The sequence below is a fragment of the Stenotrophomonas sp. PS02301 genome (assembly GCF_029959485.1).
GTDB classification, from domain to species: Bacteria; Pseudomonadota; Gammaproteobacteria; order Xanthomonadales; family Xanthomonadaceae; genus Stenotrophomonas; species Stenotrophomonas maltophilia_Z.
Genome location: NZ_JASCOO010000019.1, coordinates 14844 through 32840, shown reverse-complemented (window position 1 = coordinate 32840; position 17997 = coordinate 14844). Strand labels below are relative to the sequence as shown.

Genomic DNA, 17997 nt, shown 5'->3' with positions numbered 1-17997 from the left:
GATCGTCCATGCGCCAGTCCCAGACACCGCCCTGGAAGAAGCCCAGTCCCAATGGGAAGAAGAAGTCGCAGCCGCTCTCCGAGGCGCAGAAGAGCGCGGCCCGTCAGCGCGCCGAGGAAAACGGGCGGCGCTATCCTAATCTGGTCGACAACATGTGGGCGGCTAAACTGCCACGCGGCAGTTGATCGCTCGCGCTTCTATGCTTTCTCGTTGTGGCACAGCTGACTAATAGGCGACAACCCGTCCACGGTCGGTGGCGCATCCCCAAGGTATACATCCGACTGTCTCTGTGGGGACAGTAGTGGGTACATGTACGATGCAATTCACCCAAGGTGCGAAGCTTCCGGTTGTACCTGCCGAGTAGTATCGAGATACTCTGTAGACACAACGCCTGTTGTCGACGCCAATCAGGGCCTCCGCGTTGCCGGCGCGGGTTGTGCGAAAACGAACGCTACCGTGAGCGCGGAAGTTCTCACTCACTCCCACGTTGCCAGACGGCGCGTAGGCGAACACGTAGTCCGCTGAGCGGTCGTCATGCAAAAGCGTTCCTTCTGACGATGATGTCGACTCTGGATCCTGCTCCAGTCGGGGCACGGGGAGATCTTCGTCGTCGTCTTGTTCGCATGACCAACCTCCGATTGCATCGGGGCCGCTTAAAATGCCTTCGCCTTGGCCCGCTGTCATTCCATCCTGCTCACATAGTGCGTGGTGGTACAACTGGGTCGCGATTGATTGCTCTGAGAAAAAATAGGAAAAGGAGCCATCTGGATTGGGTCGAAGCTTCTGCTCCACAGGGAGTAAACCGCCGTCCAGATCAGACCATTGTGTGGTGCGCACGATGCGCTTGGTGCCGTCGCGCTCTTGGGTGTGTTCATCACGATAGGCAGCGGGCGGGGGCGTGACCGGCATGGTGACTGCTGCGGAAAGTAGAAGAATAAACATGGGCATCGGCGTTCTCTGGTGAACGAGCTCAGCTCGGTCAGATCATGCTGCCCACTATCATTTTCTTGAACTGTGCGTTGCTCTACGCATCAGTCAGAAGCAACACACTAAGACCTATCTGTTGTCTCTGTTGTAAAGAGAATCCCAATCTGGTCGACAACATGTGGGCGGCCAAACTGCCACGCGGCAGTTGACCAGCCCCTTGCTCAGCGCTTGACCGCGAGCACCCCATCCATCGCCAGCTCGGCCTTGAAGCCTGCCTTTTCCAGCCGCTTGGCGACCTCGCGCGGCACATCGCGGCCGCTGGTCAGTTTGTTCGGCGCACCGGTGTAGTGGAACATCCGGCCGCCCTTGCGGATGACGCGTGAGAGCTGGTCGTAGAACACCTGTGAATACAGTTCGCCGGCGATGCCGAAGCGCGGCGGATCGTGCAGGATCGCATCGACCGAGGCGGTCTCCAGCCCTTCGATCTCCTGCGACACGTCCCCCTGGCTCAGCGCCAGACGACCGCCGCTGCTTTCCGCGTCCGGATCGGGCGACCACGGATTGAGCGTGCGCAGCCACAGCACATCCGGATTCTTCTCGAACGAGCGGATACGGGTCACCCCACCTTCCAGGCAGCACGCCGCGAAGTAGCCCAGGCCGCCACAGGTATCCAGAACGGTTTTGCCGGCCGGTGCGATCAACGCGACCTTGCGGCGGGCATCCTCGAACGGGGAGACCTGCGCGCTGGGCAGCATCTTGATCCCGTCGATCTCGAAGGTCGGCGCGTCCCAGTCGGTCGGCACCAGCTTGATCAACGCCGAGCCGAAGCGCGAGATGGCCAGGAATTCCTCGCCGTCCCAGTAGTACAGGGTGCGGTCCTTGGTCTTGCCGGGATAGGCGTAGGTCTCGCCCTTCCACTGCCAGTGGTCGGCGGCCAGCGTGGCGGTGCCGGTGGAGCGGCCGAGGTCGAGCGAGCCGGTCCATTCCCCGGTGCCGGCATCGCGGGCGCGGGTCAGGCTCTCGGCGAGCGGGCGGGTCAGCAGGGGGCCGGTGTAGTGGGGCACGGGATCTCAGGCCGCGGCGCGAGCGCCAGACGGTAGGGCAGTCAGGGGTGGGCATCGTACCTGAGAAGCCGCTGGCCGGCCGTCATGCGGCCCCGAGCTGCGAGGATTCCGACCCACGTGTGCGCGGGTATCCGAGGCGCCGGCGGGGAGTGCGCTGATCGAACTGCGCAGGGACGCTTCGGATACTTGGGTCATGTCCTACGACCACATCCTCTGGCCGACCGGTACCACCTATTTCTTCAGCGCGCACCTGCGCGATCGCAGCAGCAGCCTGCTGGTGGAACAGGCGCAGATCCTGCGGCTGGCGTTCCGGGTGGCGCAGCAGGCGCGGCCGTTCCGGATCAATGCGATCGTGGTGCTGCCGGACCATCTGCATGGGGTGTGGACGCTGCCGGAGGGCGACGAGGAAGGGCACCGCCGCTGGGCGCAGATCCAGGCGATCTTCGACCGCCAGCTGCCGATGACCGATCCACGGCTGCAGCTCCGGCGTGATCGCAGCCTGCGGCCGCTCTGGCACAACGGGTTTCGCGAGCATCGGATCGTGGATGCCGAAGATCTGCAGCGGCATGTGGCGTATGTGCACCACAACCCGGTCAAGCACGGGCATGTGCGTGACGCGACGCAATGGCCATACAGCTCGATTCATCGCGGGCGCCGCGAACCGGAAGAGCCATGTTGAAGTACGGGGATGGGATCCCCGCCTGCGTGGGGTTGCGGGTGGGGCGGTGCAGGGGATGGGTGTTGCGGGCCGGGTCACCGGTGCGGGGGTGCGATGGGCCGCAGCCAGCACCAGTGGCCCGGCAGGCGGGCGCGACGCATCGTGGCGATCAGGGGCATTTCACCGGGAACACCGGCCCAGCGCCGATCAGGACCAGCGCCATGTAGTCGCTGTCCTTGGCCTTACCCTTGAGCGTGGCTCCCGGGTTGAACTTGAAGATGCCGAAGCCGCCACCGGGGCGCACCAGGGCCTTGTTGATCTGGTCGGCATCGTCGCGGAAGAACTGGGCGATCTCGGCGCGGCTGGATTCCTGCAGCGGCGTGGCATCGCGCTGCCATTGCTCATCGCGGTTGAAGGACACGTAGTACTGGCCCTGCTGATGATCGATCCGGAACTCCGCCGGCTTGCGCGCGTGGGTGGAGAAGCAGCCGAGCATCGGATCGGAGGAGAACACGCCGGCGCTGTTGTCCTTGCCGCAACCGGTCAGCAGGAGCGGGGAGAGGAGGAGCAGGAAAGGCAACAGGCGCATGTCGGATCCTAGCGGCGGGTGGTGGGGCATTGTAAGCACCGCCGCGCAGGATCCGGTGTAGACATGCTTCGTCATCTCACCGAAATGGTGCCGGTGCTTCGACCGCATTGCTTCGGTACACAGGCTTCCGCACCCGTGGAGACGAACCTAGGCTGGTGGACGATGCACACCACGCGAGCACTGTGATCACCGGTGAACGGAGTGCCATAGTACTGGGAGAAATATGTGCTGCAGCGACCGTCTACTTGAACGCTTCCCCGTAGCGATCCGGCCTGCGAGCTCTGGAAACGAGCTGATCCCGTTGAATAGAAGTTGACTCCAACAGCGGCGCTTCCGCTGGGGGCATTGGTGAACACGTAGTCCACTGATTTCACTGGATTGAGAGAGCTCTCCGTTTGGAGTGGCGGGGCATCTGGGTCGTACTCCACTACCCTGCTGCAGTGCCATCCTGTAGTACTACCGATAAAAACGGTCTCGCCGCCCATCGCAGGGAGCATTCCATCCTCAGCGCACAGCGTTTGATGGAATAGCTGTGTGGAAGTGCTCTGCTGGTGATAGTTGTAGTGAAGGTTTCCGTCCTCATTGACGTACAGCTTCTGCTCAACATTTACCGTTGTGCCCTTGAGGCCCGCCCACGGACTGGTGCGAATGACTACGCGTTGACCTAGTGAGTCGAACTCAATTCGGTCGTCTATCGTTGATTGCTCATCTGCATGTGACGAAAAAGGGATGGAGGCAATCAGGAGAAGATTGAGATATCGCATACTGAACTCGAATGCAGTGGTTGTTGGAGTGTCCAGTCTGGTTCGTTGCCTACTGCCAAGACGTGCCGAGGGTCATACAATTGAAGCGGATGTGATTCGTGTTTCGGATCGTCTGCCTAGCGCACGTTCACCGGCCCAATACTCTCCTTGGTGATGCACTACATGGGCGGCGATCTACCATCGGCATTCAGCACGGAAGGGTGTAGGTTTTAGCTTCCCCAAAAGAGGCATGCGCGTGCACGAAGAGAAGATCCGCCCCGTTCGATCCTCTGCGCCGGTTGAACGACAGGCTCAGCGACTGCCGCTGCTCGGCCTTGCCAGCTTCCTCGGCCTCCCCATCGGCGCCGCCGCTGCCCACGTCGCCACCGCCGCCAACCACGGGGTCACCGCAGGCGCCAGCACCACCGGCGTCTCCATCGGCGTACTCGCTTCAGCGGCCGTCGGCCTGATCGCGACGGTCGGCTCTCGCGTGCGTCAGGAGCGCTGGCCGTGGCTGGGCATCATCGGCGCGTTACTCAGTGCCGCGCCGCTGGTGCTGTTCCTGGTCGGGATGATGTTCAAGCACTGAGGCAGCCAGTGAGGCACGGCTGCCGACGTGGCCACTCCGTGCGGTGGTGCGTCGATCAAGCAGGCAGCGCCGCATCCAGTCGGTGCACTTCCACCGTGACGTGCACCAGCTCTTCATGCACAGAGAGCGCCTCGCGGATCTGATCGGCACTGAGTGGATCGGCGCTGACCAGGCTGGCCACGACCGCGTACTTGCCGCGGCCAACCTGCCAGACGTGCAGGTCGGACAGCTGCGCCGACCACGGCCCCTGTTCGATCACCTCGCGTACCTCCGCCACCACGGGCGCGTCCATCTGCGCATCCAGCAGCACGCGGCTGGTGTCGCGCAGCAGGCCGATCGCCCAGACGGTGACCAGTACTGCGCCCACCAGGCCCATCACCGGGTCCAGCCACGCTGCCCCCCAGACCTTGCCGCCGATCAGCGCGGCGATCGCGAGCATCGAGGTGGCGGCGTCGGCGATGACGTGCAGGTAGGCCGAGCGCAGGTTGAGGTCCTGGGTGCCATGGGCGCCATGACCGTGGTCGTGGTGGTCTGCGTGACCGCCGTGACCGCTCTGCTCATGCGCGTGGTGGTGCCCATGCCCATGGTGTTGGCCATGCGGGTGATGCCCGTGGTCATGGTTGTCGCGCAGCCACCATGCGCACAGCAGATTGACCGCCAGCCCGACCACCGCGATCGCAATGGCCTCGTTGTAGTGGATGGCACTGGGCACGAACAGCCGCTGCCCGGACTGCACGGCCATCAGCAGCGCGACGCCGAGCAGGGCAATGGCACTGGTGTAACCGGCCAGGATCTCGACCTTCCAGGTGCCGAAGGTAAAACGATGGTCGTGTGCATGGCGGCGTGCGAAACCGTACGCGAACACAGACAGCCCCAGCGCCAGTGCGTGCGAGCTCATGTGCCAGCCGTCGGCGAGCACGGCCATGGAGTTGAACCACCACCCGCCGATGATTTCCACGATCATCATCGCCGTGGTCAGCCAGAGCGCGCGCTGCGTGCTGCGCTCGGCCAGGGGATTGCCATCGTCGAACCGATGGGTGTGGCGGCGGGCGTCGGCGGCAGCGTTGAGGATCATGGGGCAATCCAGCCATTGGAAGATACCCCCATAGGGTATATGCTCCGGCCCCATGTCGCACGTTCAACATCACCGCAAACCCTTGCTCGCCCGGGTCCGCCGCATGGCGGGCCAGGTCGCCGCACTCGAAGCCTCCCTGCAGTCGGCCGATGCCGATTGCACCGATGTCCTGATGCAGGCCTCGGCCGTGCGCGGGGCGGCACACGCACTGTTGATGGCGCTGCTCGATGATCACCTGCAGGAGCACGTGGTCGGCCCGGACGATCCGGCCGAGCGCGCGGCCGAGGCCCAGGTGCTGGTCAAGCTGCTGCGCGCCTACGGCAAGTAGGCGGCGCAGCGCTCGCCCCGGCTCAGTGCCGGTGCCGCCGCCAGGCGTTCCACACATGCGTGCTGGCCAACAGTAGGCTGCCGACTACCGTCATCGGGGTCTCGGCCTCGTGGCTCGGCCAGCCCATCGCACCGGCCAGCAGCAACAGCAGCCCGACCAACGCGGTGGCCATCGCCAGCACGGGCAGACGGTGCTGACGGTGCGCGCGCCACAGCGCGAAGCCGGTCACCGGCGCAGCAATCGCCACGAACAGGGCATGCACCCACTCGGCTTCGGCCCACACCCCCATCAGCGGGAGCATCGCCGCAAGCAGCGGCAGGGCCAGGCAGTGCAGCAGGCATAGGCCGGACAGCGCGATGGCGCCGGCATCCAACAGGGCAGAGGATCGCTTCATGGGGCGTGGGGGTCTTGGTCTGTGAATGTTATATAGTAACATTTCACTTCCCCTCCAGACCTGCTCCGCCATGACTGCCTCTGCTGCCCTTCATGATTCCCGTCTTCCGGTGACGGTGCTGTCCGGCTTCCTCGGTGCCGGCAAGACCACCCTGCTCAATCAGCTGCTGCGCAACCGCGAGGGCCGCCGGGTGGCGGTGATCGTCAACGACATGAGCGAGATCAACGTCGACGCGCAGCTGGTCCGCGAGGGCGGCGCGGCGCTGAGCCGCACCGAGGAGACGCTGGTGGAGTTCAGCAACGGCTGCATCTGCTGCACGCTGCGCGATGACCTGCTGCACGAGGTGCGCCGTCTCGCGGCGGAAGGGCGCTATGACTATCTGTTGATCGAATCGACCGGGATCGCCGAGCCGATGCCGGTCGCGGCGACCTTCTCGGTGCGCGATGAGGCCGGCTTCAGCCTCAGCGACATCGCACGGCTGGATACGCTGGTGACGGTGGTGGATGGCGCGCAGTTCCTGCACGACTTCGGCTCCAGCGATCGGCTGATCGACCGCGGCCAGCAGGCCGGTGAGGACGACGACCGTGGCGTGGTCAATCTCCTCGCCGAGCAGATCGAGTTCGCCAACGTGATCGTGGTGAGCAAGTGCGATGTGATCGATGACGACACGCTGCAGTCCACGCTGGCCGTGCTGCGCGCGATGAACCGCGATGCGCGGCTGGTGCTGTCCGAACACGGCAACGTGCCGCTGCACGAGGTGCTCGATACCGGCCGTTACGACTTCGTCAAAGCCCAGCTGGCACCAGGCTGGATGCAGGCGCTGCGCGGGCAGCACACGCCGGAGACCGAGGAATACGGCATCACCAGTTTCGTCTACCGCTCGCGCCGGCCGTTCCATCCGCAACGCTTTGCGCGCTTGCTGGAGACCGGGCTGGGCAGCGTGATCCGCAGCAAGGGCTTCTTCTGGCTGGCCAACCGCATGGACTCGGTGGGGGAGCTCTCCAGTGTCGGTGCGGCCACGCAGACCTCGGTCGCGGGGGTTTGGTACGCCTCACGCGAGCGTATGGAGGCGGGCCTGGAGAACACCGTGCCCGAGCTGCCACCCACGCGCGTGCCCTACACGGATATCGGCTGGGCCCGCCAGCAGGCGGCATGCTGGACCGCGCCGCTGCCCAGCGTGGAACAGGTCGGCGATGCCGGCGAGTACCAGGCGATGCGCAGGCTGTGGCATCCCTGGTGGGGCGACCGCCGCCAGGAACTGGCGGTGATCGGCGTGGCGATGGACGAACACGCGGTGCGTGCCGAGCTGGATGCCTGCCTGCTCAACGATGAGGAACTGCGCGCCGGGCCGCTGTTGTGGCAGTCGTTGCCGGATGCGTTCCCGGCGTGGGCGCGCGCATGAGCCGAACGCTTTACACCGGCGTCAGCTGCCACCCCTGACCAGATGCGCGCAGGGTATGGCTCAAGCCGACCGCCTCCAGTAGCGCGACATCATGCGACACGATCATCAACGTGCCGCTGTATTGGCGGAGCATCTGCTCCAGCGCGGTCAGCGAGGGCAGGTCGAGGTGATTGCCGGGTTCGTCGAGCAGCAGCAGTTGCGGCGGCGTCTGTGCGTACAGCACCGACGCCAGCGCCGCCTTCAAGCGTTCGCCACCGCTGAGCGTGGCCAACGGCCGCAGGCTGCGCTCGGCATCCAGGCCGAGCAGGGCCAACTGCGTGCGCAGCGTGCCTTCGTCGGCCACCGGATGCGCGCGCTGCAGTAGTGACAGCGCTGATGCGTCATCGGGCAGCATCGTGAGGGACTGATCGAGCAGGGCGACGCTGGCCGAGACCTCGACATGCCCCGACACCGGCACCAACGTGCCGGCCAGCAGCCGCAGCAGCGTGGATTTGCCGCTGCCGTTGCGGCCCTGCACGCCGATCCGCTGGCCGCGCTGCACGGTGAGATCCAGCGTGTTCCCGGGCGCCTGCACCCACGGCAGTTCGGCGGCGATGAGCTCGGCCACGCGCTGGGGCCCTGGCTGACGGATCACCGGGGCGAGCAGGGCGATTTCCACGTCCTGCTCTACCTCGCCGGCGGCCTCGCGCACGCGCGCATCCAGTTCGGTGCGGCGCTCGCTCTGCTGCGTTTGCAAGCGGCCGGCGCTGTGCTCGCTGCGGTTCTTCATGCCACCGAGCAGGATCGGTGCCTGGTTGGCGGTGCGTGCCTCGCGTGTGGCGCGCGCCTGCCGATGCGCCATCTTTTCGCGCTGATCGCGCAGCTCGGTCTGCTGCTGGCGGCGCTCGCGCTTGCGCAGGGCCAGTTGGGCATCCGCGCTGCGCCGCTGGTCCTGCTTCTGTTCGGTGTAGAGATCGTAGTTGCCGCCGTACTGGCGCAGCCCGCCGGGCGACAGTTCGACGGTGCGCGCCATGTGCCGCAGCAGCGTGCGGTCGTGGCTGATCACGATCAGGCCGCCGTGCCAGCGCTGCAGCGCCTCGATCAGGCGTGCGCGATGGGCGGCGTCGAGGTGGTTGCTGGGTTCATCCAGGATCAGGCCCTCGGCACCGGACGGGAACGCACCGGCCAGCGCGACCTGCATCGCCTGGCCACCACTGAGCGTGGCCGCCGGCCGCAGGGGATCCAGCGCGGGCAGCCCGAGCAGCTGCCATTGCGCCTGCAACTGCTCGCGGAGGTCCCAGCGCTCCCCCACACGGGTGAAGTCGTCCGGATCGACGCTGCCGGCTTCGATCCGGTGGAGGGCGTCGAGCACTGCGCCGACACCGGCCAGATCGGCGATACGGCCTGCGGGTACGCCGCTGTGCTGCGTGAGCAGGTGCACCGGCCCGCTGCGCACGATGCGGCCGGCCGTGGGCGTGAGATCGCCACTGAGCAGGTGCGCGAGCAGGCTTTTGCCCACGCCGTTGCGCCCGACCAGGCCGGTCGGGGTGCCGTCGAACGCGGCGGACAGTTCGGAAAACAGAACCCGGCCGTCGGGCAGGGTATGCGTCACGCGATCGAGCGTGAGAGCGAATGCGGTCATGCGACCTCCATTGGATGCCAAAGACTCCCCTCCTGCGGAACAGGTGGGTGGAGACGGGCCGTCAGACGACGGCGGCATCAATGGCGCATGTAGGCCTACCTCGGCAACAAAGGCGGCTGACTGCCGCGCGGCCAGTATAAAACCGCCCGGCGGCAGGGCGATGAACGCCGCCTGCTCAGCAGCTGACGCCGGTCAGCCGGGCGCTGATGAAATCGATGAAGACCCGCAGCTTGGGCAGCACATGACGGCCGGAGGGCCACAGCAGGTAGAAGGTGCCGCAGGCATGGATACGGTCGGCCATCACCCGCTGCAGGCGGCCGTCGGCCAGTGCCTCGCGCACCGAGTGCTCGGGGATGTAGGCGATGCCGCGCCCGGCCAGCGCGAAGGCCAGCCGCGCTTCGATCGTATTGCTGACCATCGAGACCGGCAGTGCGAGCGGCGCGGCGCCCGGCGTCTGCGGCAGCGGCCACGGCTCCAGCTTGCCGCTGCTGGGGAAGCGGTAGTGCAGGCAGTCGTGGTGCAACAGATCCTCAGGCGCGCATGGGGTGCCGCGGCGGGCCAGGTAATCCGGGGAGGCGACCAGATAGCGCGGAAACACGCCGAGCTGTCGGGCGCTCAGGCGCGAGTCGGTCGGCTCGCTGACCCGCAGCACGGCGTCGAAGCCTTCCTCGATCACATCCACCAGCCGGTCATCGAAATCCAGCTCCAGGCGGATGCCGGGATACGCGGCCATGAACTCGGTGAGCAGCGGCAGCGAGATGTCGCCGACCAGCGGCAGACTGACCCGCAGCACCCCCGTGGGCGCCTCGGTCTGCTGGACCAGCTCGTCACGGGCGGCGTCACGCTCATCGAGGATGCGCCGGCACCGGACCAGGAAGCGCTCGCCCTCGGCGGTGAGGGTGACGCTGCGGGTGCTGCGATGAAACAGCCGCACGCCGAGTGCCTGCTCCAGCCGCGACACCGTCTTGCCGGCCGCCGAGGCGGAGATGCCGAGCATGCGGCCGGTCTCGACGAAGCTGCGGGTGTCGGCGACCTGCACGAAGGTCTGCAGGTTGCCGAGATTGTCCAAGGCTGACATGGGCGGTTGCACGGGGGGGGAAGGGGGGAACTGTAGCGGTCGGCAGCGCTGGCGGGGCGGGAGGCGGGGGCATCGGCCCGCAACACTGCGGTGCGCCGGTGCTTGGTTCCGGCCGAAGACCTTGGCGGGAGGGCACTTCACCGATTGCGGCCTGGCCGGTCCGGAATGTGCGGAGCGCCAACCGGCTGTTTCCCTGGCGGCTCACCGCCTACCGTGGCGCTCCCCCTTCTGCTGGTGCCCCCATGTCCTCCCTACCAGAGCTCCGCGAGCCCACCTCCTTCGATGCGCTACCCACCCAGGCGCGCCCATGAGCGGGCACGCGGTCGGTTCCACCGCCATCCCCCAGCCCAACGCCGCCAGCCGGTTGCCGTTCGGCGGGCTGCTCGCGCTGGCCTGCGCGGGTTTCATCACCATCCTCACCGAGGCGCTTCCGGCCGGCCTGCTTTCGCCGATGAGCGCCGATCTCGGCGTCAGCCGCGCGCTGGTCGGCCAGCTGGTCACGATCTACGCGCTGGGCTCGCTGGTCGCCGCGCTGCCGATGACCGCGCTGACCCGGCGCTGGCCGCGCCGCCCGCTGCTGCTGACCGCGATCGCCGGCTTCGTGGTGGTCAACACCATCACCGCGATGACGCACCACTACGGCCTGATGCTGGTCGCGCGCTTCTGCGCGGGCATCAGCGCGGGCCTGCTGTGGTCGCTGGTGGCCGGTTATGCCAGCCGCATGGTGGTGCCGCAGCTGCAGGGCCGCGCGATCGCGGTGGCGATGGTCGGCACGCCGCTGGCACTGTCGTTGGGCATCCCCGCCGGCACGCTGCTCGGCCAGACCATCGGCTGGCGCTGGGCGTTCGGGTTGATGTCGCTGCTCAGCGTCGGCCTGCTGGTGTGGGCGCGGCTGGTGCTGCCGCCCTTGCCGGCCCCGGGCGCGGCGGCCCAGCAGCCGCTGGGCAACGTACTGCGGCTGCGCGGCATGCGCACCGCGTTGCTGACGATGTTCCTGTACGTGCTGGCGCACAACGTGCTCTACACCTACATCGAACCGTTTGCGGCGCTGTCCGGCGCGGCGGCCTGGCTGGATCGCCTGCTGCTGGTGTTCGGCGTGGCCGCGCTGGTCGGCATCTGGATCACCGGGCTGCTGGTGGACCGCTGGCTGCGCGCGCTGGTGGTCGCCAGCACGGTAGCCTTTGCACTCTCGGCCGTGGCGTTCGGCCTGTGGCCGGGCTCGCCGTGGGTGCTGGTGATCGGCACGGTGGTCTGGGGAATCTCCTTCGGTGGCGTCCCCACGCTGTTCCAGACTGCCGTGGCGCGTCGTGCCGACGAGGCCGGGGACATCGCGCAGTCGTTCGTGGTGACGGGCTGGAATCTGGCCATCGCGCTGGCGGGCATCGTCGGCGGCGTGATGCTGGAAACCGTCGGTGAACGCTGGCTGCCCGCGGTCCTGCTGGTGCTGCTACTGGCCACGTTGGTGGTGGTGCTGCGCCAGCCGCGTGCGTGGGCCCCGATCGCGCACTGAGCCCAGCCGCCGCACACGGCAAGGTGGGCCGCGATACCCGGCGCTATGCTGGGGCCGGGTATCGCGATGGGAGCAGCGGGTGCGCAAGGGATTCGTTCGATGGGGTGTGCTGGCACTGCTGTGCGTGGCCGGCAGCGCGCACGCAGCCGAGCCGGAGCGACGCATCGCGCTGACGATCGATGATCTGCCCTGGCAGCGTCTGGACGAACGCGCCGAGCCGGCGCTTGCCGCCCGTCATGCACAGTTGATCGCAGCCCTGAAGCGGGCCGACGTGCCGGTGGTGGGGTTCGTCAATGAGGTCAAACTCGAGGTGGATGGACAGGTGCAACCTGCGCGCGTGCAGATGCTGCGCGACTGGCGCGATGCCGGGTTCGAGCTGGGCAACCACACGTTCGGCCATGTCGATCTGCATGCGATCGGCTTGGCCGCGTATGAGCAGGACATCCTGCGCGGTGAAGCTACCCTGCGCCCACTGCTGGCCGAAACCGGGCAGGCACCGCGCTGGTTCCGGCATCCCTATCTGCGTGCCGGGCAATCCCCGGAAGAACGTGCTGCGCTGGGCGTGTTCCTGCAGCAGCACGGCTATCAGGTCGCGCCGGTGACGGTCGACAACAGCGAGTGGATCTGGGCGTTCGCCTACGATCACGTGCGCGATACCGAGAGCGATCCCATCGCGCGGGAGGCCCGCCTGCGCCAGCTGCGCCGTGGCTATGTGCCCTACATGCTCAACAAGCTGGACTACTACGAGCAGCAGGGGCAGCAGCTGCTGGGCCGGCTGCCTGCACAGGTGTGGTTGATCCACGCCAATGCGCTCAGCGCGGACTGTGTGGAAGAACTGGTCGCAGCCACGCGCCGGCGCGGCTATCGCTTCATCTCGCTGGAGGTGGCCCTGCAGGATCCGGCGTATCAGCATGCCGATGGCTACAACGGGGCCGGCGGCATCAGCTGGATCCAGCGCTGGGCGATGGCGGAGAACGCACCGAAGGCCTTCTACGCAGGCGAGCCCCAGGTACCGGCGTGGGTGATGACGCTGGCCGGCCTGGAGGCGGAATAACGCAACCGCTCAGGCCGGCGTGTCGCTGTTGGGGTTCTGCATGTCCTCCGGTGCCTGCCCGTACTGCTGCTGACGCTGCTGGTGGAACGCGATGAACTCGGCCGGCGGCAGGGCCTTGGAGAACAGCCAGCCCTGCCCGAACTCCACCTGGCGCGCCTGCAGGTAGGCAAGCTGGGCCGGGGTTTCCACGCCCTCCGCCACGGTGAACAGCCCGAGGGTCTTGGCCATGTCGATGATGTGCGAGGTGACCGGGCTGGTGGCGCTGTCTGTCCCGATCGCATCGATGAACGACTTGTCGATCTTCAGCGCATCCAGCGGCAGTTGCTGGAGGTACTGCAGGCTGGAATAGCCGACACCGAAGTCGTCGATCGCCACGCAGTGCCCCATCCGCCGTGCATTGGCCAGGCTGGTGCGCGCCCGGCGGATATCGATGAAACCGCGCTCGGTCGCCTCCAGCCAGATCTGCTGGGGATGGATGCCTGTCCCGTGCAGCTTGGTGCTCAGCACCTTCAGTGCCCGTCCGCTGCTGACATCCTCGGCGGCCAGATTGATCGCGATGTGCGCGCTGCGGTCCTGCACCAGCAACGCGCGCATGTCCGCGATCACGTGGTCGATGACCTGGTCGGTCAGCGCCTCGATCAGCCCGGCCTCCTCGGCCAGCGGGATGAACAGATCCGGCCGCACCAGGCTGCCGTCGGGACGGCGCCAGCGCACCAGCGATTCGGCGCCCACGCAGATGCCGGTATCCAGCTCGATGATCGGCTGGTAGTGCATGAAGAACTCGCGCCTGCGCACGGCGGTGGCCAGTTCGCCTCGCAGCGACAGCCGCCGCCGCGACAGCCACACCACGCCGCCGATCGCCGCCAGCGCGCCCAGCACCCCCAGCGGAATGAACTGCCCGATCTGGTGGCGGAATGCGGCAACCAGATCGGTGCGTGGGGCGGTGGCGATGGCCAGCCATTCCTGGTCCTGCGCGGTGGCATACAGCGTCTGCCCTTCGATACCGCTTGCCGGCTCGCGCAGCAGCCGTTGCAGCAGGGCCTGGTCCTGGATGTCCTGCTGGGCGATCAGCCGTCCGTCGGGGCTGGCGACGGCCAGCCGCACGTTGGGATCGACGATCACATCGATCAACCGCGCCGGATCCATCAGGATGTCGTAGTGGCCGTAACTCAGGGCCATCAAGGGCTGCTGCGGCGTGCCGGCGAGCGGACGGATGTCCAGCGTAATGCCGGCGCCTTCGGCGGTGACATAGGTCGGTGGGGGCTGCACGACCCCGGGGTCCATCGGCCCCCACGAGGTGCAGGCCAGCCGGCCGTTCTCGAAGTACCCGATCTGCTCGGCCGAGTGGGTGCGCATCACCAGTCCGCGCATCACCTGCAGGTGCTCGGGCGAGCAGGGCACCAGGGTGCTGCGGTTGAGTTCACGCAGGGTGTTCAACGCGCCCTCGTAGGCGCGGTGCGCGCGCTGCAGGGTGCGCTCGGCGGTGGTCTGCAGCCGCACCTGTTCGAACTCGCTGGCGCGGCTCCAGGTGAAATAGAACACCGTGGCGATCGGCACCAGGGCGCCAAGCAGGGCGAGCACTACAGTGACGGCAATGATCCTGACGCGGTTCAAGCAGACCTCGATGCCTAGTCGAAAAGGGGTTCCATGGCAGCCCGGCGGGCCAGGGGACTCACCGCCCCGAGCCGCTATATGACCATCAGTGCGCGGGGATTGAAACAATGCCGCGCGCCGGGACGGGCGGGATAGGAGGCGGGACGCTCCATTAGGGGTTGAATCCGTCACCCTTGGGCAGGTCGCCGGCGCTTGCCGGCATAGCGACCCGGTATTCACCTTCGGTTCGCGCCCCCGGCCGGATCATCGCGCCGCACCCTTCCGTGCCCCGATCCGAGCCCGATGAATCCGACCCTGCCTGCCGCGTTGGCCCTGTTGTCGTTGCTGTTGCCTGGCCTGGCATCGGCGCGCACGGTCTATCGCTGCGTGCAGAGCAACACGGTCAGCCTGGCCACCGCACCCGAACCGGGCTCCAGATGCACGCCGCAGCAGATCGACGACAACGCCGTGCAGACCCCCAACCTGTGGGGCAACATGGGCGTCTTCAGCGGCACGCTGTATGAGCGTGAGCAGGACGGTGCGCTGGTCTACTCCACCCGCAACCTGCCCGGCTCGCGCGTGTTCCTGAAGTTCACCGTGGCCACGCCCCCGGGCGAGCCGGCGCACGAAGGCCTGGGCAAGGTCGGCACGCCGCAGTTGAACCGGCATGCCAAGCAGTTCAAGGCGGCCGCGAAGGCCACCGGCGTGGACGATGCCTGGCTGCGCGCGATCGCCCATGCCGAGAGCGGCTTCGATGCGGGCGCGATCTCGCCCAAGGGCGCCCAGGGCGTGATGCAGCTGATGCCCGATACCGCCACCGAATACGGCGTGGCCGATCCCCTCTCGGCCGAACAGTCGATCAGCGGTGGCGCGCGTTACATGAAGGCCTTGCTGCGCCGCTACAAGGGCGACCGCGTGCTGGCGGCCGCCGCGTACAACGCCGGCATCGGTGCGGTGACGCGCTACAAGGGCGTGCCGCCGTATGCGGAAACGCTGGCCTACGTGGAGAAGGTCAGTGCGCTGTACGTGCGCTACCGCGAAGCGATGGGGTTCAAGGTGGAAACGCCGGCGAAATAGCGCGGCGTTTCAGGGCGGAACGTCCGCGCTGGGCACGCGCTGTGCCGCACATCACTGGTTTCATGCGGTACGTCCTTCCATGGCGTCAGCCCGTATTGAAACAGGAACGAGGCATCCACACAGGTCGCTGTCGCCGCGCAGGGTTTGCAGGCACGCCACGAGCGGCTAAGGTCGTGTCCCGAACAGCAGCAGGCAAGGACAGCGATGACGCGCGGACGATGGGCAATGGTGGTGCTGATAGCAGCCCTGATGGCGGCGGCCCTGGCATGGACTTTCCTGCGCGAACCGGCCGCGCCCGCGCCGCCGCCGGGCCCGGTGGCGACCGTGCTCGGCTGGACGCCGCAGTTCAGCGTGCTGGCCGGCGACGGTGTCGGTGGCAGCACCGAAGGCCCCGCCGCCCAGGCGCGCTTCGCCGATCCCTACGGGCTGGCGGTGGACGCGCACGCCGTGGTCTACATCGCCGATGCCGGCGACAACAACCGCATCCGCCGCGTTCACCCCGACGGCCGCGTGGACACGCTGGCCGGGCACGGCGAGGGCTGGCGCGATGGCGCCGCGCTGCAGGCGCAGTTCAATACACCGTCCGGCATCGCGTTGGATGCGGCCGGCAACGTCTTCGTCGCCGATACCGGCAATCACGTGATCCGCCGCATCGCGGTGGACGGCACGGTGAGCACGCTGGCCGGTGATGGCCAGCGGGGGTTCGTCGATGGCCCGGCCGCGCAGGCGCGCTTCGATGGGCCGATGGGCGTGGCGGTGGATGCCGGCGGCCGCGTGTACGTGGCCGATACCTACAACGACCGCATCCGCGTCATCGAACCCGACGGACGGGTGCATACCGTCGCCGGTGGTGAGCGCCCAGGGCTGGTGGAGGGCATCGGCGCGGCCACCCGCCTGGATACGCCGGTGGCGCTGGCGTTGGATCCGCAGGGCAACCTGCTGATCGCCGACCTGTTCAACAACGCGATCCGCCAGCTTGCGCCGGATGGCACGCTGAGCACGCGCGTGGCCGACGGCGGTCTGCTCAGTGGGCCCCTGTCCGTGGCAGTAACCCATGACGGGGTGATCTACGCCAGCGACATCAACGGCAAGGTGGTGCAGATCTCGGCGCAGGGTCATCAGCTGGCCTTGGCCGGTGTGCCGCCGCAGCCGCGCTTCGCCCGGCCGACCGCACTCGCACTGGATGCCGATGGCGGGCTGTATCTGGCCGATGCCGCGTCCTACCGGGTGCACCGGCTGCGTGCGCTGGCCGCGGGCCAGACTGCGCCGCCGGCCCTGATCGGCCCGGCACCGGACGCGCCGTTGCCCGACACCGCCGGCCGTTGGCCACTGGCCCCGCAGGACGGGTGGCATGAGGTGGTCGGCACGCTGGGTGAAGTGCGCGGGGATTTCAAGGGCGAGAGTCGCCACCACCTGCACGGTGGCTTCGACATCCGCGGCGATGTCGGTCAGCCGGTGCTGGCGATTGCCGACGGCAAGGTCGATACGCCGTTCGCGGCGTGGTCGGTCGGCGGCCAGGCCGAAGGCCTTTCGCTGGGCCGGCTCAAGTACATCCACATGAAGGTCGGCCGTGACCCGCGCGATCGTCCGTTCGATCCGCGCTGGCAGCAGGTGTCCGGTGAGGACGGCACGTTGGAGCGCATCCGCGTGCGTCGCGGCACCCGTTTCGCCGCCGGCGAAGCGCTGGGCAGCATCAACCGCATGGCGCATGTCCACCTGAGCGTGGGCGCCAGTGGCTTCGAGCGCAATGCGGTGGCGCTGGGCTTCATCGATTACGCCGACACCTTCGCGCCGCGCATCACCGAGGTGGCCGTGCTGGACGATCTGGATCAGCCGATCCAGGCCGGCGCCGATGGCCGCGTTGCGGTCCCGCGCCAGGGCCCGGGCGTGCAGATCGTCGTGGAGGCGTGGGACCAGGTGGACCGCAATCTGCCACGGCGGCGGCTGGGGCTGTACCAGGTCGGCTACCAGGTGCTGGATGCGCAGGGCCAGCCGTTGGCCGGCTACGAGCAGCCGCGCTTCAACATCGTGTTCAACCGGATGCCGCGCGAAGACAGCGCCACCCGCGTGGCCTATGCGCCGGACAGTGGCATCACCGTGCATGGCAGCGCGGTCACCCGGTTCCGCTATCTGGTCACCAACACCGTGCGCGATGGGCTGGTCGAGACCGGGCGCTGGCAGCCGGATGCGTTGCCGGCCGGCGAGTACACCCTGCGTGCCAGTGCGCGCGACTACAGTGGCAATGAGGCGGTCGGCCCGCGCGATCTGAAGATCACGCTGCTTCCCTGAGCGACA

The 17997-nt window shown here is 67.4% G+C and carries 16 protein-coding genes; 9 read left to right on the top strand and 7 right to left on the bottom strand.

Annotated elements, in window-relative coordinates; all coding sequences use genetic code 11:
• Positions 1–8 precede the first annotated feature (8 nt).
• Entirely contained in the window at positions 9–185 is a 177-nt protein-coding gene (locus QMX81_RS07585; protein ID WP_183073794.1) for a hypothetical protein, read from the top strand.
• A 963-nt stretch (positions 186–1148) separates the two neighbouring features.
• Here the strand turns inward: QMX81_RS07585 and QMX81_RS07580 are convergent.
• Positions 1149–1991, bottom strand: coding sequence for an MnmC family methyltransferase (locus tag QMX81_RS07580; RefSeq protein WP_282260213.1), 843 nt, complete (start codon positions 1989–1991; stop codon positions 1149–1151).
• Positions 1992–2184: 193 nt separating this feature from the next.
• On the opposite strand from QMX81_RS07580, the gene QMX81_RS07575 reads away from it, so the two are divergent.
• Positions 2185–2670, top strand: coding sequence for a transposase (locus QMX81_RS07575; RefSeq protein WP_259261682.1), 486 nt, complete (start codon positions 2185–2187; stop codon positions 2668–2670).
• Between the two features lie 148 nt (positions 2671–2818).
• On the opposite strand, the gene QMX81_RS07570 is transcribed toward QMX81_RS07575, so the two are convergent.
• On the bottom strand, positions 2819–3238 hold the full coding sequence (locus QMX81_RS07570; protein WP_282260203.1) for a hypothetical protein: 420 nt from the start codon (positions 3236–3238) through the stop codon (positions 2819–2821).
• Between the two features lie 993 nt (positions 3239–4231).
• On the opposite strand from QMX81_RS07570, the gene QMX81_RS07565 reads away from it, so the two are divergent.
• Positions 4232–4570, top strand: a complete 339-nt coding sequence (locus tag QMX81_RS07565; protein ID WP_282260201.1) for a hypothetical protein — start codon at positions 4232–4234, stop codon at positions 4568–4570.
• Between the two features lie 55 nt (positions 4571–4625).
• On the opposite strand, the gene dmeF is transcribed toward QMX81_RS07565, so the two are convergent.
• A complete protein-coding gene (gene dmeF / locus QMX81_RS07560; protein ID WP_282260199.1) occupies positions 4626–5645 on the bottom strand; it encodes a CDF family Co(II)/Ni(II) efflux transporter DmeF in 1020 nt (339 codons plus the stop codon).
• A 52-nt stretch (positions 5646–5697) separates the two neighbouring features.
• Here dmeF and QMX81_RS07555 point away from each other — a divergent pair, with 52 nt between their 5' ends.
• Entirely contained in the window at positions 5698–5973 is a 276-nt protein-coding gene (locus tag QMX81_RS07555) for a metal-sensing transcriptional repressor (RefSeq protein ID WP_282260197.1), read from the top strand.
• Between the two features lie 22 nt (positions 5974–5995).
• Here the strand turns inward: QMX81_RS07555 and QMX81_RS07550 are convergent, their stop codons facing one another.
• Positions 5996–6367 carry a MerC domain-containing protein gene (locus QMX81_RS07550; RefSeq protein WP_282260195.1) on the bottom strand — a complete coding sequence of 124 codons (372 nt, stop codon included), beginning with the start codon at positions 6365–6367 and terminating at the stop codon, positions 5996–5998.
• Positions 6368–6437: 70 nt separating this feature from the next.
• On the opposite strand from QMX81_RS07550, the gene QMX81_RS07545 reads away from it, so the two are divergent.
• A complete protein-coding gene (locus tag QMX81_RS07545; protein ID WP_282260193.1) occupies positions 6438–7769 on the top strand; it encodes a GTP-binding protein in 1332 nt (443 codons plus the stop codon).
• A 10-nt stretch (positions 7770–7779) separates the two neighbouring features.
• On the opposite strand, the gene QMX81_RS07540 is transcribed toward QMX81_RS07545, so the two are convergent.
• The gene (locus QMX81_RS07540; RefSeq protein ID WP_282260192.1) at positions 7780–9390 is read right to left on the bottom strand and encodes an ABC-F family ATP-binding cassette domain-containing protein; all 1611 of its coding nucleotides are present in this window, start codon (positions 9388–9390) and stop codon (positions 7780–7782) included.
• Positions 9391–9565: 175 nt separating this feature from the next.
• Positions 9566–10468 carry a LysR family transcriptional regulator gene (locus QMX81_RS07535; RefSeq protein WP_121042383.1) on the bottom strand — a complete coding sequence of 301 codons (903 nt, stop codon included), beginning with the start codon at positions 10466–10468 and terminating at the stop codon, positions 9566–9568.
• A 307-nt stretch (positions 10469–10775) separates the two neighbouring features.
• On the opposite strand from QMX81_RS07535, the gene QMX81_RS07530 reads away from it, so the two are divergent.
• Both QMX81_RS07530 and QMX81_RS07525 read left to right on the top strand, forming a co-directional pair.
• The gene (locus QMX81_RS07530; protein ID WP_282260189.1) at positions 10776–11978 is read left to right on the top strand and encodes an MFS transporter; all 1203 of its coding nucleotides are present in this window, start codon (positions 10776–10778) and stop codon (positions 11976–11978) included.
• A 79-nt stretch (positions 11979–12057) separates the two neighbouring features.
• Positions 12058–13032 (top strand): polysaccharide deacetylase family protein, encoded by a 975-nt coding sequence (locus QMX81_RS07525; protein ID WP_226956650.1) that lies wholly within the window; start codon positions 12058–12060, stop codon positions 13030–13032.
• Between the two features lie 9 nt (positions 13033–13041).
• On the opposite strand, the gene QMX81_RS07520 is transcribed toward QMX81_RS07525, so the two are convergent.
• The gene (locus QMX81_RS07520) at positions 13042–14646 is read right to left on the bottom strand and encodes an EAL domain-containing protein (RefSeq protein WP_121042389.1); all 1605 of its coding nucleotides are present in this window, start codon (positions 14644–14646) and stop codon (positions 13042–13044) included.
• Positions 14647–14928: 282 nt separating this feature from the next.
• Between QMX81_RS07520 and QMX81_RS07515 the strand changes: the two genes are divergently transcribed.
• Positions 14929–15702 (top strand): lytic transglycosylase domain-containing protein, encoded by a 774-nt coding sequence (locus tag QMX81_RS07515; protein WP_070426523.1) that lies wholly within the window; start codon positions 14929–14931, stop codon positions 15700–15702.
• Positions 15703–15951: 249 nt separating this feature from the next.
• Positions 15952–17991: a gluconolaconase gene (locus tag QMX81_RS07510; protein ID WP_336619083.1), complete on the top strand. Its 2040-nt coding sequence runs from the start codon at positions 15952–15954 to the stop codon at positions 17989–17991.
• Positions 17992–17997: the final 6 nt, after the last annotated feature.